The organism is Solirubrobacter pauli (genome assembly GCF_003633755.1).
In the GTDB taxonomy this organism is placed as follows: domain Bacteria; phylum Actinomycetota; class Thermoleophilia; order Solirubrobacterales; family Solirubrobacteraceae; genus Solirubrobacter; species Solirubrobacter pauli.
The window spans coordinates 1,473,591-1,487,975 of the sequence record NZ_RBIL01000002.1 but is presented as its reverse complement, the minus strand read 5'-3'; the positions used below and the strand labels follow the sequence as shown (position 1 = coordinate 1,487,975).

General features: G+C 72.6%; 16 protein-coding genes. 9 read left to right on the top strand and 7 right to left on the bottom strand.

What is annotated here, in order from left to right; translation table 11 throughout:
* Positions 1 to 16: 16 nt before the first annotated feature.
* Both C8N24_RS26550 and C8N24_RS26545 read right to left on the bottom strand, forming a co-directional pair.
* Positions 17 to 676: a response regulator gene (locus C8N24_RS26550; RefSeq protein WP_121255829.1), complete on the bottom strand. Its 660-nt coding sequence runs from the start codon at positions 674 to 676 to the stop codon at positions 17 to 19.
* The gene (locus C8N24_RS26545; protein WP_121255827.1) at positions 667 to 1,710 is read right to left on the bottom strand and encodes a histidine kinase; all 1,044 of its coding nucleotides are present in this window, start codon (positions 1,708 to 1,710) and stop codon (positions 667 to 669) included. The genes C8N24_RS26550 and C8N24_RS26545 overlap by 10 nt, the downstream gene beginning before the upstream one ends.
* Before the next feature lie 95 nt (positions 1,711 to 1,805).
* Between C8N24_RS26545 and C8N24_RS26540 the strand changes: the two genes are divergently transcribed.
* On the top strand, positions 1,806 to 2,321 hold the full coding sequence (locus C8N24_RS26540; protein WP_121255825.1) for a ribonuclease H family protein: 516 nt from the start codon (positions 1,806 to 1,808) through the stop codon (positions 2,319 to 2,321).
* On the opposite strand, the gene C8N24_RS26535 is transcribed toward C8N24_RS26540, so the two are convergent.
* Genes C8N24_RS26535 through C8N24_RS26525 form a run of 3 tightly spaced genes read right to left on the bottom strand, consistent with a single transcriptional unit; the run spans position 2,309 to position 4,298 of the window.
* Positions 2,309 to 2,941, bottom strand: a complete 633-nt coding sequence (locus C8N24_RS26535) for an MOSC domain-containing protein (RefSeq protein ID WP_211340156.1) — start codon at positions 2,939 to 2,941, stop codon at positions 2,309 to 2,311. The two genes, C8N24_RS26540 and C8N24_RS26535, sit on opposite strands and share 13 nt — an antisense overlap.
* 10 nt (positions 2,942 to 2,951) lie before the next feature.
* Positions 2,952 to 3,389 carry a hypothetical protein gene (locus C8N24_RS26530; protein ID WP_121255821.1) on the bottom strand — a complete coding sequence of 146 codons (438 nt, stop codon included), beginning with the start codon at positions 3,387 to 3,389 and terminating at the stop codon, positions 2,952 to 2,954.
* Positions 3,390 to 3,410: 21 nt separating this feature from the next.
* On the bottom strand, positions 3,411 to 4,298 hold the full coding sequence (locus tag C8N24_RS26525) for a DMT family transporter (RefSeq protein WP_170179441.1): 888 nt from the start codon (positions 4,296 to 4,298) through the stop codon (positions 3,411 to 3,413).
* Positions 4,299 to 4,368: 70 nt separating this feature from the next.
* Here C8N24_RS26525 and C8N24_RS26520 point away from each other — a divergent pair, with 70 nt between their 5' ends.
* Positions 4,369 to 5,301 (top strand): LysR family transcriptional regulator, encoded by a 933-nt coding sequence (locus C8N24_RS26520; protein WP_121255817.1) that lies wholly within the window; start codon positions 4,369 to 4,371, stop codon positions 5,299 to 5,301.
* Here the strand turns inward: C8N24_RS26520 and C8N24_RS26515 are convergent.
* Positions 5,231 to 5,602, bottom strand: a complete 372-nt coding sequence (locus tag C8N24_RS26515) for a sensor histidine kinase (protein WP_147448001.1) — start codon at positions 5,600 to 5,602, stop codon at positions 5,231 to 5,233. The genes C8N24_RS26520 and C8N24_RS26515 overlap by 71 nt on opposite strands.
* A gap of 92 nt (positions 5,603 to 5,694) precedes the next feature.
* On the opposite strand from C8N24_RS26515, the gene C8N24_RS26510 reads away from it, so the two are divergent.
* From C8N24_RS26510 to C8N24_RS26480, 7 genes are all read left to right on the top strand, one after another.
* Positions 5,695 to 6,360, top strand: a complete 666-nt coding sequence (locus C8N24_RS26510; protein ID WP_121255813.1) for a response regulator transcription factor — start codon at positions 5,695 to 5,697, stop codon at positions 6,358 to 6,360.
* A gap of 37 nt (positions 6,361 to 6,397) precedes the next feature.
* The gene (locus C8N24_RS26505; RefSeq protein WP_121255811.1) at positions 6,398 to 7,693 is read left to right on the top strand and encodes a sensor histidine kinase; all 1,296 of its coding nucleotides are present in this window, start codon (positions 6,398 to 6,400) and stop codon (positions 7,691 to 7,693) included.
* A complete protein-coding gene (locus C8N24_RS26500) occupies positions 7,690 to 8,856 on the top strand; it encodes a LolA-like protein (RefSeq protein WP_121255808.1) in 1,167 nt (388 codons plus the stop codon). Before C8N24_RS26505 ends, C8N24_RS26500 begins: the two co-directional genes overlap by 4 nt.
* A complete protein-coding gene (locus C8N24_RS26495) occupies positions 8,853 to 9,791 on the top strand; it encodes an ABC transporter ATP-binding protein (protein WP_121255806.1) in 939 nt (312 codons plus the stop codon). The genes C8N24_RS26500 and C8N24_RS26495 overlap by 4 nt, the downstream gene beginning before the upstream one ends.
* A complete protein-coding gene (locus C8N24_RS26490) occupies positions 9,788 to 10,615 on the top strand; it encodes an ABC transporter permease (RefSeq protein WP_121255804.1) in 828 nt (275 codons plus the stop codon). The genes C8N24_RS26495 and C8N24_RS26490 overlap by 4 nt, the downstream gene beginning before the upstream one ends.
* 43 nt (positions 10,616 to 10,658) lie before the next feature.
* A complete protein-coding gene (locus C8N24_RS26485; RefSeq protein WP_121255802.1) occupies positions 10,659 to 11,504 on the top strand; it encodes a hypothetical protein in 846 nt (281 codons plus the stop codon).
* 89 nt (positions 11,505 to 11,593) lie between these two features.
* A complete protein-coding gene (locus tag C8N24_RS26480; protein WP_170179440.1) occupies positions 11,594 to 12,190 on the top strand; it encodes a Bax inhibitor-1/YccA family protein in 597 nt (198 codons plus the stop codon).
* On the opposite strand, the gene C8N24_RS26475 is transcribed toward C8N24_RS26480, so the two are convergent.
* Positions 12,187 to 14,355 (bottom strand): NHL repeat-containing protein, encoded by a 2,169-nt coding sequence (locus tag C8N24_RS26475; RefSeq protein ID WP_121255798.1) that lies wholly within the window; start codon positions 14,353 to 14,355, stop codon positions 12,187 to 12,189. The two genes, C8N24_RS26480 and C8N24_RS26475, sit on opposite strands and share 4 nt — an antisense overlap.
* Positions 14,356 to 14,385 lie beyond the last annotated feature (30 nt).

Genomic DNA, 14,385 nt, shown 5'->3' with positions numbered 1-14,385 from the left:
CGACCTATGGCAATCCCTACCCCGTGCGCAGGAACGCCAGAACGGCCAAGACCCGCCGGTGGTCCTCGTCACTGGCGGGCAGGTCCAACTTGCTGAAGATGTTGGAGATGTGCTTCTCCACGGCGCCGGGCGTGACCACGAGCGCGCGGGCGATCGCGGTGTTCGTCCGGCCCTCGGCCATCAGGCCCAGGACCTCGCGCTCGCGCGGCGTGAGCGCGCCCAGCGCGCCGTCGGTGCCGTCGGGGTCTCTTCGCCGGACCAGCTCCGACACGACCTCGCGATCGAGCGCCGTGCCGCCTCGCGCCACGTTCTCCACCGCGGCGACGAACGCCTTCACGTCCCCCACCCGCTCCTTGAGCAGGTACCCCACTCCCCCCTCCCCGCCGGAGTCGAGCAGCTCGGCGGTGTAGACCGGCTCGACGTAGGCGGACAGGATCAACACGCCGAGGCCCGGGTACTTGGCCCGGGCCTCCAATGCCGCTCTGATGCCCTCGTCGGTGAAGGTCGGCGGAAGCCGGACGTCGACGATCGCGAGGTCCGGCTTATGTCCACTCAACACGCGCAGCAACCCGGGGCCGTCCTCGGCTTGCGCGACCACGTCGAACCCTTTCTCGCGGAGGAGGGCGACGATGCCCTCCCGCAGGAGTGCTTGGTCCTCCGCGATGACTATTCGCACGGCAGCTCGGCGTGCACGGTGGTCCCTTCGCCGGGGTTGCTCACGACCACCAGGATGCCATCCAGCGCCTCGACGCGGTTCTTGAGGCCCGAAAGCCCGCTGCCGTCGGGGTTCGCGCCGCCCGGGCCCTCGTCGTCGACCTCGACCACGAGGCGCCCGCCCTCCTCGAACAGCGTGACCTTGGCGGCCGCGCCGCGGGCGTACTTGGCCGCGTTGGTCAGCGACTCCGCGACCACGAAGTAGGCCGCGGACTCCACGACCGGGGACAGCCGGCGCTTGAGCCGCGCGTCGACCTTGACGTCAAGCGCGCTGCGCTCGCCCAGCGCCTCGACCGCCGCCGGCAGGCCACGGTCGGCCAGCACGGGCGGCGCGATGCCACGGGCCAGGTCGCGCAGCTCCTTGATCGCGTTGGACGCCTCCACACGGGCATTGCGGACCAGCTCGGCGGCCTCGGGGTGCTCGTCCAGGCGGTCTTCGGCACGGCCGAGCTGCATGCTCAGGGCGACCAGGCGGGCCTGCGCGCCGTCGTGCAGGTCACGCTCGATCCGGCGCAGCTCCGCGGCCTGCGCGTCCAGCGCGCCACGACGGGTGCGGGTGAGCACGTCGACGCGCTCGGTCAGCTCCTGCTCGCGCTTGGGGTGCAGCGCGCGCCACCAGGCGGTGAGGAAGGCGTTGAGGATCAGCGCCGCGCCGAGGCCGAACAGCGGCCAGAAGAGCCAGAAGCCGAACCCCGTCATCGCCCATATGAAGGTCAGGATCGCGCCGGCGACGCACGAGAGCGCGGCGTGCACCGACAGCGCCCGCCACCGGCGCGGTCCGCCCATCGCCCGCTTGATCGCGTACTGGACCGCCAGCGGGACCGACAGCCCGAACCAGACCCAGATCGGCCAGAAGTATTCACCGAGACCGCCGCTGGCGACCCAGATGACGACCATCAGGAACACGATGAACCCGGTCGCGCCGAGCTGCATCGTGTGGACGGCGCGCCAGTCGATCTCGCTCTTGGGCTCCTCCAGCATGTGCTCATTCTCCATGACGACAAAGATCGTCGGTCGTCGCCACGCGGACGCTGGGGCGCGATGGCGTCTCGTACTGAGGCTGTCCCCACCCTCTTCTACGATCGGCCCCAATGCCTCCCCGCCGCAAGACCGCTCCAGCCAAGGACACCCCCGTCGAGATCCTCCCCGGCGAAGCCGCCATCTGGACCGACGGCGCGTGCTCCGGCAACCCGGGCCCGGGCGGCTGGGCGGCGATCGTCATCCCGGCCGACGGCTCGGACAACGTCGAGCTCTCCGGGGGCGAGAAGCTCACGACGAACAACCGGATGGAGCTGTCCGCGGCGCTCAACGGCCTGCGCGCGCTGCCGGACGGGCAGGACGTGGTGGTCGTGACCGACTCGCAGCTGATGCTCAACTCGATGACCAAGTGGCTGCCGGGCTGGAAGAAGAAGGGCTGGAAGACGGCCTCGGGCACGCCGGTCAAGAACCAGGACCTGATCGTCGCCCTCGAGGCCGAGACGCAGCGCCTCGGGAAGGTTCGCTGGCACTGGGTGCGTGGGCACGAGACCGGTGCCGCATTCGACTACAAGGCGCTCAACGACCGCGCCGACCAGCTGGCCGTCGCGGCCGCCCGTCAGGCGGCCTGAGCGCGCATCCACTCCCGCAAGTCGGTGGGGAGCGCGGTCGCTCCCACCACCTGCGGGATCAGCGTGTCGTCGAGCAGGATGGCGTCCGAGACCTGCGCGATCGTCACCGCGTGGTCCTCCGGCAGGTGCGTCACCGCGATCGCGTCGCCCGCCCCCAGCTCCCCCTCGGTGATGATCCGCAGGTAGGCCCCGGGGCGGCTCGCCTGGGCGAAGAGCTTGACCATCCGCAGGTTCTCGAACCGCAGGCCGAGCTTCGAGCAGGGCTGCCGCGGCTGGCAGACCTCGAGCTCGACCGTCCCGATCGTCCAGCGCTCGCCGATCAGCGCGCCGGAGACGTCCAGGCCCTCGGTCGTCAGGTTCTCGCCGAACATCCCGTCCGGGATCTCGCGCTCGAGCTGCTCTTCCCACCAGGCGATGTCCTCGCGCGCGTACGCGTAGACCGCCTTGTCGGGGCCGCCGTGGACGCGCAGGTCTGCCTGCGCGTCCCCGGCCACGTTCACGCCTTCCACTCGCACCCGGCCCGTGACCGGGTGCTTGGCGATCGCGCTCATCATCGGCCGCCCACGGCGAAGGGCGAGCTGCTGCGGTGTTCCGACGTTCACGGAGAGGAGCTGCGGCACGCCCCTCAGGCTACTTGGCCGTCCAGGTCACCCGCTTGAGCTCGCAGCGGTCGATCACCTTGCCGCGCTTGGACACCATGACCTTCACCGCGAAGGTGCCCGTCCAGCGGTCGGTCGCCGGGTCACGTTGGCCGGTGAGCGTCGTCGTCACGCGCGAGCGCTCGCCGTTCTTGGCCCGGGTGCGATAGGTGCCCTCGTCGTGGAACGCGTCGGGGGTGGCCGCGTCGAACGGCGGACGGTATCCGGTGGCGCCGTGCCAGAAGTAGCCCTGGCCGCAGGGCGCGCGCCAGCGCAGCGACGCCTTGTTGATGACGCCGTCGGCCCCGGTGCGAAGCGACACGCTCCGCTTCTGGCTCGTCTTGCCCTTGTAGTTCTTCGCGTCGGCGACGGCCGGCGTGGCGGCGAGCAGCAGCGCGCCGACTGAGAGTGCGGTGAGGGGCCTGGACATGGCTCCTCGATTACCCGCTTTTCAGGCGGTTGCCACCCGTGAGGGAAGGTTGACGACCACCGCGGCGCCGATCACCGCGAGCGCGCCGACGAGCTGGATCGCGCCGAGCGCCTCGCCGAACGTGAGGAACACGAGGCAGACGGTCACGGGCGGCTCGAGCGTCGAGAGGATCGCCGCCGTGCTCGGGCCGACCCGGCTCATGCCGGAGAAGAACAGCACGACCGCGGCGACGGTCGAGACGAGCGCGGTGAGGCCGATCCAGAGCCAGCCGACCGCGTCGAAGCCGAAGTCCAGCGCGCCGGTCGCCACGCCGACGAGGCCGAGCGTCAGCATCGCGCCGGTGATCACGAGCGCCGACAGCGGCAGCGGGTCCAGCGCCTTGGTCACGCCGTCGGACACGAGGATGTAGGTGGCGTAGGTGAGCGCGGCCCCTGCGCCGAAGGCGCAGCCCGCCAGGTTCAGGCTGCCCACGCCGGCACCCGCGAGCACGAGCACGAGGCCGCCGGAGGCGATGACGAGGGCGACGAGACGCTGCCGGCTCGCCGACTCGCGCCTGAGCAGGATCGCCGCCCCCGTCACCAGCGCGGGGTAGCTGTAGAGGATCATCGACAGGACGGAGGCGTCCATGTGCTGCAGGGCGAGGAAGTACAGGCCCGCCTGCATCGAGTAGCCCACCGCGCCGAGGGCCAGCGCCCGCAGCAGCGTGCCGCGGTCGCGCGGCATCGTCACCCGCGCGCGGTTGACCAGCACCGCGCCCCACAGGACCGGCGCCGCCATCGCGAACCGGACGAACAGCAGCGTCGCCACGCCGACGCCCGCCTCGAACGAGAGCTTGCCGAACACCGGCATCATGCCGAAGGCCACGGCGGAGGCCAGGACGAGCAGGGCACCGGTACGCATGAGCGTCATTTGAGCACCGAAGATCGTCCGCATCCACTGGAAGTTCTGAGGGATATCATGCGGTTTTCCTTCACTGTCGATGCTCGACCTCCGCCGCCTCCGACTTCTGCGCGAGCTCGCCCACCGCGGGACGATCAACGCCGTCGCGAGCGCGCTGCAGTACAGCCCGTCGGCCGTGTCCCAGCAGCTGGCGCTGCTCGAGAGGGAAGCGGGCGTGCCGTTGCTCGAGCGCGTCGGCCGCAACGTCCGGCTCACGGCCGCCGCGCAGATCCTGGTCGGGCACGCCGACGCGCTGCTGGCTCGGGTGGAAGAGGCGGAGGCGGACCTGGAGGCCACCGCCGAGCAGATCACCGGCACCGTCCGGATCGCCGCCATCCAGTCGGCGGGGCTCTACCTGCTCGCCCCGGCGCTGGAGCTGATCGCGCGCGACCACCCGGCGCTGCGCCTCGAGGTCACCGACGACGAGCCGGAGACGTCGATGCCGACGCTCGCCCTCGGCGGGCACGACGTCGTGCTCGGCGACGAGTACGCGTTCCACCCGCGTCCGCCCGACGACCGTCTGACGCGCGAGATCCTGCTCGAGGAGCGGTTCCGGATCATGCTCCCGGCTTCGCACCCACAGGCCGCGCACGGTGGACCGGTGCCGCTGGCGTCGCTGAAGCACGACGCGTGGGCCGCCGGCAAGGAGCCGGGGTTCTACTCCGAGCTGACGATCCGCGCGTGCCGGGCGCTCGGCGGCTTCGAGCCGGACATCCGGCACCGCTCGAACGACCTGCTGATGCTGCTCACGCTGGTCGCGCACGGGCAGTGCGTGACGCTGCTGCCCGACCTCGTGCGGCCGGACCGCGAGCCGAACGCGGTGGCCCGCGACGTCGCCGAGGTGCCGCTCACCCGCACGGTGTACGGCGCGTTCCGGCGGGGCAGCGAGCGCCGTCCGGCGATCAGCGCGGTGCTGGCGGCGCTCCGGGAGACGGCGGCTGGCCTTCGGTCGGAAGCCACGCCCGCACCCTGAAGCCGTCCGGGCCGGCGGTCGCCCGCAGTCCACCGCCGAGCGCCGCCGCCAGCTCGCGCAGCTCCGCGAAGTCGCGGGAGCAGCGGCCACCGCCGTCGTCGTCGACCTGGATGACGAGCGCGCCGGGCACGTACTCGATGACCACGGAGGCCTCGGAGGCGGAGCTCGCGGCGTCGAGCGCCGTGCGGATCACGCGGTGCGCGGACGCGCCGACGATCTCCGGCACGTGGCGCGGCTCGCCGGTCGTGTCGAGCGCCACGGGGATCGCCGCCTCACCCACCAACGTCCTGATTTCGCTCATCTCGCTTGCCATCCGTGGTCGTCTTCTACGCCGTCTGCTTGAGAAGACTCTGATGAACGCGGGACGTGTCGCACTTTATGCTCGAAACTTCGATGGCCGCTCTTCTGCTCGTCGACGACGACCCGCCGATCCGCCGGATGCTCGAGCGGACGCTGGCCGCCGAGGGCTACGCCGTCGAGGCCGCGGCCGACGGCGGCGCGGCGCTCGCGGCCGTCGAGCGCAACCTGCCGGACGCGATCGTCCTCGACGTCACGATGCCGGGGATCGACGGCCTGGCGGTGACGCGCCGCCTGCGCGCGAAGGGCCTGCGCGTGCCGATCCTGCTGCTCACGGCCCGCGACGCCGTGGCCGAGCGCGTGGCGGGCCTGGACGCCGGCGCCGACGACTACCTGGTCAAGCCGTTCGACCCCGACGAGCTGAGCGCCCGCGTCCGGGCGCTGCTGCGCCGCAACGCGCCGCCGTCCGACGGCGACGCGCTCGCGTTCGCCGACGTGACGCTGGTGGAAGGCATCGCCCGCCGCGCCGGGCACGACCTCGAGCTCACGCGCCGCGAGGCCGAGCTGCTCGAGCTGCTGCTGCGCAACGCCCGCAGCGTGGTCACGCGTGAGCTCGCCCTGGAAGAGGTGTGGGGCGGCGAGCATGAGGCGACGCCGAACGCCGTCGACCGCTACGTCGGCTACCTGCGCCGCAAGCTCGGCGACCCGCCGCTGATCCACACGGTACGCGGCGTGGGCTTCCGCCTGGACCGCGAGGGATGACGCCCGCGCGCAGGGGCGCCACACCGGGGCGGCGCGCGTGACGCTGCGCGCCCGGGTCGCCCTCGCTGCCGCCGCGGCGATCGCGCTGGCCGTCGCGCTGCTGGTGATCGCCGTGCCCAAGCTGCTGGAGGGCGACCTGCGCGGCGAGCTCGACGACCGGCTGCGGCGGCAGGCGGCCGAGGTCGCGCGGCTCAACGCGACCGTGCCGGGGCAGCTCACGGAAGCCGGTGCGCTGGAGGGCGGCGGCCTGTTCGTGCAGGTCGTCGACCCGTCCGCGCGGATCGTCGCCCGGTCGCGTGCGCTGGGCGGACGCGTGCTTCCGATCGATCAGACCGTTCTTCGTGATCGGCAGCCGCGGCTCACCGACGCCCGCTTGGGCACCGACCCGGTTCGGGTCTTCACCGCCCCGCTGGGCGAGCTCGGCCAGGGCGAGGCGAGCGGTGGAGCGGTCGTCGTCGCCTCCGACCTGGGCGTCGTGGAGCACACGGTCGACCGCGCCCGGGTGCTGATCGCGATCTGCGCGCTCGTCGCGGCACTGCTCGCCGCCGCGCTCGCCACCTGGCTGACCCGCCGGGCGCTGCGCCCGCTCTCCCGCCTGAACGCCGGCGCCCGCGCGATCGGCCGCTCCGGCGACGCCTCCAAACGGCTGCCCGAGCCACCGATCACGGACGAGGTCGGCGAGCTCGCGCACACGCTCAACGGCATGCTGGCGTCGCTGGAGCGTGCGCAGGAGGCCGAGCACCGGTTCGTCGGCGACGCCTCGCACGAGCTGCGCACGCCGCTCACGGCCCTGCGTGGCAACGCCGCCTACCTGGCCAAGCACGGGCCGGACGAGGCCGTGGTCCGGGACATCGCCGACGGCGCCGAGCGCCTGTCCGCGCTGCTCGACGACCTGCTCGCCCTCGCCCGCGAGGACGCCGCCGCGCCGATTCACGGCGAGCCGGTCCGCCTGGCTGACCTGGCCGAAGCCCCCGTCGTCACCCGCGACGCGTGGGTCCGCGGCGAACGCGACGCGCTGCGCCGGGCCGTCGACAACCTCGTCGCCAACGCGCGCAAGCACGGGACGGGCGCCGTCACGGTCACGGTCGGCGGCGACGGCACGCAGGCGTTCATCGCCGTCGAGGACGAAGGCCCTGGTCCCGAGGACCCCGACCGCATCTTCGAGCGCTTCCACCGCGGCCCGCAGGCGCGCGGCGAGGGCTCCGGGCTCGGCCTCGCCATCGTCAAGGCGATCGCCGAGCGACATGGCGGGCGGGTCGAGGTCGACGGCTCGCGGTTTACGCTCGTTGTCAAAGAACTCTCAAGGTCCGCCCGTAGAACTGGCCAGCAATGAGACGACTCCGCACCGCATCCACCCGCCGCCTGCTGACGATCGTCGCCGTCCTCGTCGCCGCCGTCGCCGGCGCCGGGATCGCCCAGGCCGCGCTCACCACGAGTGAGAAGCCCGCCCCCAAGCCGCTGGACCGCGCGCTCTACGACGCCGCGCACGCCCAGCCGGTGAAGGGCGTGACCGCCCGGATCAAGTTCACGAACAACCTGCTCCCGTCGGGCTCGCTGCCGGAGAACACCGCCTCCCCCGTGCTCACCGGCGCGACCGGCCGGCTGTGGCTCGCCGACGACGGCAAGCTGCGGCTGGAGCTGCAGTCGAGCAACGGGGACGCGCAGATCGTCGCCGACGGCAAGCGCTACCTGATCTACGACGCCGCCAGCCGGACGGCCGTCACCGGCGCGTTGCAGACGCGCGGGACGGCGCCCGCCAAGGAGCCCAAGCCCGGGCTCGGCGCGATCCAGACGGCGCTCGAGCGGCTCGGCCAGGCGTGGACGCTCTCCGGCGCGACGCCGTCGAACACGGCCGGGCAGCCGAGCTACACGGTGCGGATCGCCCCCAAGGACGACGGCGGCCTGCTGGGTGCGGCCGAGCTGGCGTGGGACGCGGCCCGCGGGATCCCGCTGCGCGCGGCGGTCTACGCGCAGGGTGACGCCAACCCGGTGCTCGAGCTGGAGGCGACCGACGTCGCCTACGGTGCGATCCCGGCCGCGAAGGTCTCCACCACGCCGCCCGCCGGCGCGCGGGTGACCGAGCTGGATCCGGTCCTGCGGGCGGACGCGCAGGGCAAGCCGACCGCGATCGAAGGCGTCGACGCCGTGCAGCGCGAGCTCGACTTCCCGCTGGTCGCCCCCGCCGAGCTGGCCGGCCTCCCCCGCCGCGGCGTGCGGCTGGTCAAGACGGGCGACCGCACCGGCGCGATCAGCACCTACGGGCAGGGCCTCGGCCAGATCGTCGTCTTCCAGTCCAAGGCCCAGCCGGGGTCCAAGGGCACGCTGGCGCCCGCCGGCCTCACCCTCCCCCAGGTCAACATCGACGGCGCGACGGGCTCCGAGCTCGCGACCGCGCTCGGCACCTTCCTGACCTTCCAGCGCGGCGGCATCCAGTACGTCGTGGTCGGCTCGGTCCCGCCGATCGCGGCCGAGAACGCCGCGAGAGGGCTCAAATGACCGCGGCGATCGAGGCGCGCGGGCTCGTCAAGCGCTACGGCGAGCTGACGGCGGTCGACCACGTCGACCTCACCGTCCGCAGCGGCGACGTCTACGGCTATCTCGGCCCGAACGGCGCCGGCAAGACGACGTCGCTGCGGATGCTCCTCGGCCTGATCCGCCCGGACGAGGGCAGCGCGAAGCTGTTCGGCCGGGACCCGCTGGTCGAGGGCGCCGCCGCCCTCGACGGCGTGGCGGGGTTCGTCGAGGCGCCGCGCTTCTACCCGTACATGAGCGCGCGCAAGAACCTGGAGCTCGTCGCCGCGCTCGACGGCGGTGACGCCAAGGACCGGATCGAGGACGCGCTCGCGACCGTCGACCTCACTGGCCGCCAGCACGACAAGGTCCGTGGCTTCTCGCACGGCATGAAGCAGCGCCTCGGGATCGCCGGGGCGCTGCTGCGCGACCCGAAGCTGCTGCTGCTCGACGAGCCGACCACGGGCCTGGACCCCGCCGGCATGCGCGACATGCGCGCGCTCGTGCACCGCCTGGCCGAGGACGGCCTCACCGTGCTGCTCTCCAGCCACCTGATGAGCGAGGTCGAGGACCTGTGCGACCGCGTCGCGATCGTCAGCCGCGGCCGCGTCGTCTACGAGGGCGCGCTCGACGAGCTGATCGCCACCACCGCCGGCCGCTACGACCTGCGCACGACCGACGACGCCGAGGCCGCGATGATCGCGCGCCGCGCGCCGGGCGTCCGTGGCGTGACGCTCTCCAACGCGGGGATCTCGCTCGAGGGCGACGAGACCGCGGTCGCGCACCTGTCGCTCGACCTCGCCCAGGCCGGGATCGGCCTGCGCGCGCTCGTCCCCCGCACCGCGACGCTCGAGGAGCTGTTCTTCCGCATGACCGAGGGCTCGGCGGACGCCGAGGCGCCGGCGCTGGTGCCCGCATGAGCGCGGCGACGGTCCCGACGCGCACGATCTACAGCTGGGAGCTCCGCAAGCTCGCGGCGCAGAAGCGCACCTACATCGGCCTCGGCTTCGCGCTGCTGATCCCGCTCATCTTCATCGCCTCGCTGCTGGCCGACAGCGGCGGCCCCGAGGGCATCCCGTTCGCGGACTCCGTGCGCGAGTCGGGCCTCGCGATCCCGCTCGTCGGCCTGTTCTTCGGCGCGTTCTGGTTCTTCCCGCTCGTCACCGCGCTCGTCGCGGGCGACATCGTCGCGGCCGAGGACGGCAACGGCACCCTCAAGACGATCCTGACGCGCTCCGCCGACCGCTGGCAGATCTTCGTCGCCAAGATCTTCGCGGCGCTCACGTACTCGTTCGGCGCGCTCGCGCTGTTCGTGGTCGCGGGCACCGTCCTGGGCGGGATCTTCTACGGCTTCGACCCGCTCGTCTCGCTGTCCGGGACCCCGATCTCGATGGAGCGCTCGCTGCTGCTCGTCGGCGGCGCGACGCTCGCCTACGCGTGCCCGATCTTCGCCGTCACGTCGATCGCGATCCTGCTCTCCACCACGACCAAGAACAGCGCGGCGGCGGTCGTCACGACGCTGATGCTCTCGCTGCTGATGCAGCTGCTGGGGATCATCGCGGCGCTCGACTTCATCCGTCCCTACCTCCTCCCCCAGCAGTTCAACGCCTGGCAGGGCCTCCTGCGGGAGCCGATCGACTGGGGTCCGATCGTCCGCGCCGCCTGGGTCTCGGCGGTCTTCGGCCTCCCCTGCCTCGCGTGGGCGTTCACCCACTTCGTCCGGCGCGACGTCACCGGCGGTTAGGACTTCATGAGTACAACGACGCCGGCGGGGGCATCACGGCGGCGTGCGTTCCATCTCCGCGTTGCTCGCCGTCGCCCTGCTCGCCGCCGGCTGCGGTGAGGAACGCGGCGCGACCGCGGCGAAGCCGAGGGCCCAGCCGCCCGAGGCGTCGACGCCCGCCGGCGACCCGGCGACCAGGGTCGACCCGAAGACGGATTTCGTCGCCGTGGTCGACGTGGCGGCCTACCGGGAGGCCAACGGCCTGTCCGCCGAAGCCGACATCTCGCAGGTGCGCAAGCACCGGGCGCCGCTGTCGACCGCGCTCGGCTACTTGCGCCTGACCAAGTCGGCGGTCGAGGTCGGGATCGACCACACCCGCGTGGTGCGCGCGGTCTTCGACGGCGACGCCATCATCGTCGCCACGACGCAGCCGTTCGCCGACATGCGGCGGGCGGCGTTCGCCCACGGCGCGACCGACGACGGCGGCCTGATGACCGCGGACTCGCTGTTCCTCGGCGATGCCGGCCCCGGGCTCGTCGTCGTCGGCTTCGACGCCGAGGCGGTCCGCGCGGCTCAGGCGCGCGAGGGCGGGAAGATCCCCGCCAAGCTCGAGCGCGTGCTCGATCGTGCCGGTGACGGGCCGATCCGGGCCGCGACGCTGGACCCGAAGGGCGGCTGCGTGAAGTCGGTCTCGGTATCCGGGGGCGCGGGCGACCAGGCCGCCGCGGTCATCGAGGTCCGCGGGAAGGCCTCCGCCGGGCGGTCGCGGCTCGGCCGGCCCGCCGGCGGCCAGGGCGACTACGCGTTCCAGGACCCCACGGCCGACGGATCACGCCTGACCGTGCCGTTCACGCAGTACGACGCCGACCTCGCCGGCTTCCTCGGAGAAGCCGTCTACCGCTGTTCTTGACCCATCCGACATCTGACAGGACTATCTTCACTGCCATGAGTTTCATCGAGGTCTCATCTGGCGTACGGGAACGCGACGTTCCCCTCATCATGGGCCAGGTCCTCAGCCTGGTCGCCGTGGCGCTCGGCATCTGCGCGCTCGCCACCTATCTCGGGCGCGACCTGGCGTTCAGCACTGCGCGGGTCTTCTCGTTCGCGGGCCTCGGCCTGCTGATCGTGCAGAGCTTCGTCGCGCCGCTCCGGCGTGGCGGCCTCGGCGTCCTCTGGCTCGGCCTGATCGCAATGGCGATCGGCTACGGCCTCGGCCCGTTCATCGCCTTCTACGTGGACACCAACCCGAGCGCCGTGACCAGCGCCGTCGGCCTCACCGCCCTCACCGTGCTCGGCATGGGCGCCGCCGGCTTCGCCTGGAGCAAGGACCTCAAGGGCTGGATGAAGCCCCTGTCCTACGTCGTCCTGGGCGCGGTCGTCATCTCGATCGGGTCGCTGATCTTCGGCGGCCTCGGCTCGCTGTCGCCGATCATCTCGATCGTGATCCTGGTCGCCTCGGCGGCGCTGATCCTCGTCGACTTCAACTACGTGCGCAAGCACGCGACCGAGGACGACGTGATCTGGCTCGCCACGGGCATCTTCGTCTCGATCATCAACATCTTCATCAGCCTGCTCTCCCTCTTCGGGAACCGCTAACCCGTCACCTGGATCTTCTTCGTCACCACCGCCGGCGGTGTGTCGGTGGTGGTGGCGGTGACCTGGACGTTGGCGGTCAGCGCACGCTTGCCCTTCAGCGCGCGCGCCAGCGTCCGCACGCCGGCCACGCTCAGCCGTGGACGCACGGTGACCGTGTTGCCCGCGGGCAGCGTCTGCGGGGTCAGGCTCAGCTTCACGGCCGGCTTGCTCCTCCCGCGCGGGGTGAGCGTGACCACCGCGGTCAGGCGGCAGCGCACGTCGCAGCGAACCCGCAGCGGGAGCTGGCGGACGCCGAGGATGCCGCTCGTCCGCGTCGGCGCGAGGTAGACGTCCGGCGGGACCGGGTCCGGCTGGGTCGCGAGGATGGGGTTCGGCGGCGGCGTGATCGCCGGCAGCGAGCCGCACGCGCCCGTCGCCGGGAACTGGAACTGCTGGACGCGGTTGTTGTCGGCCTCCGCGACGGTCACGAGGCCGTTGCAGGCGACGGAGATGCCGGTGGGCTCCATGAACTGGCCGGGGCCCGTGCCGCGCGTGCCGAACGCGTGGAGGATCTGGCCGTCCGGCGAGAACGTGACCACGCGGTCGTTGCCGCGGTCGGCCACCCAGACGTTGCCGGCGCCGTCGAGCGTCAGCTCGGCCGGCGAGCGCAGCTGACGCACGCCGAGCTCGTCGAGGTCGCCGCCGTTGGCGGTCATCACCGACACGCGGTTCGTGCCGGCGTCGGTCGCGTAGACGCGGCTGCCATCCGGCGAGACCGCGACGCCGCGCACGGAGCGGAAGCGGCCGATCGACCCGACGTGCGAGCCGCTCGTCCGGTAGCGCACGATCCGGCCGTTGCCGGTGTCGGCGACGTACACGATGCCCTGCGGGGAGACCGCGACCGCGCTCGGCGCGAGCAGCTGGCCCGCCTTGGTGCCGCGTGACCCGATCGTCCGGATGATCTTGCCGCCGCGGTCGAAGACGAGCACGCGCGAGCGCTGCTGGTCGAGCACGTACAACATCCCGCTCGCGTCAAAAGCGACGGAGACCGGGTCGGGAAGCAGCGTGGGCCCGGGCGCCGGAGCGCCGAAGGCGGCCAGCACGGCACCGTCGCCGCCCAGCAGCTGGACGCGGCCGTTGACCGAGTCGGCGACCGCCCGGGCGCCGCTCGCGTCGGCGGCGACGCCGAGCGGGCGGATGAACTGGCCGGTCACGCGTCCGCTGGCGCCGAACCAGCCCTTGGGGGCGCCGCCGACGTCGAAGACGTCGATCCGGTTGCCGCCGGGGTCGGCCACGTAGGTGTTGCCGTTGGCGTCCACGCTCAGGCCACGGGGGTACTGCAGCTGGCCGAGCTTGGACCCGTACGAGCCCCAGCGCCCGCGGTAGGTGTAGTTCGGCGCCGGCCCGTACCGCACGACGCGGTGGTTGATGTTGTCGGCCACGAACACGCGCCCGAGCGGGTCGATGCCGACGTCGTACGGGTAGCTCAGCTGGCCCGGGTTCGGGCCGGGCCCGGAGCCGAACGTCGTGAGCAGCGCGCCGTTGTAGTCGAAGACCACCATCCGGTGCCCGTTGTCGTCGGCGACGACCACCCGGCCGCCGCGGGCCGCGAGGCCCTGCGGGCGTTTGACCGTCCCCTTGGGCACGATCACGGTCGCGCCGGTGCCGTCCAGCCCCAGCCGCACGATCCGGTCGTTGCGCGTGTCGGCGACGAACAGGAAGCCGTCGGCGATGGCCAGGCCGCCGCCCGCGCCGGAGTCGTTCCCGCCGCCGGAGCCGAACTTGAACTGCACCGCCGAGCCGGTCCCGCCCCACTCCGACAGGACCGTCCCGTCGGCGGCGAAGCGGATGATGCGGTCGTTGCCGTCGGCGACGTAGACCGAGTTGTCGGGGCCGACGACGACGGCACCCGCCGAGCTCAGCTCGTCCGGCCCGCCGATCTCGCGCACGAACTTCCCGTCCGGGCCGAAGACCTGGATGGCGTGCGAGTACTGGTCGGCGACGTACACGGACCCGTCGGGCCCGACGGCGGAGGCCTGCGGGAAGCGCAGGACGCCTCCCGTGCGGTTGCCGATGACGGAGCCGGCGGAGTACGGGCAGGCATCAGCGCCCGGGCAGGCGGCGGCGGTGGCAGTGGCAGGCAGCGCCAGGAGCGCAGCGAGGATCACGATGACGAGTCGCGGCATCAAGGTCTCCCAACCCGAGGAATGCGTCGA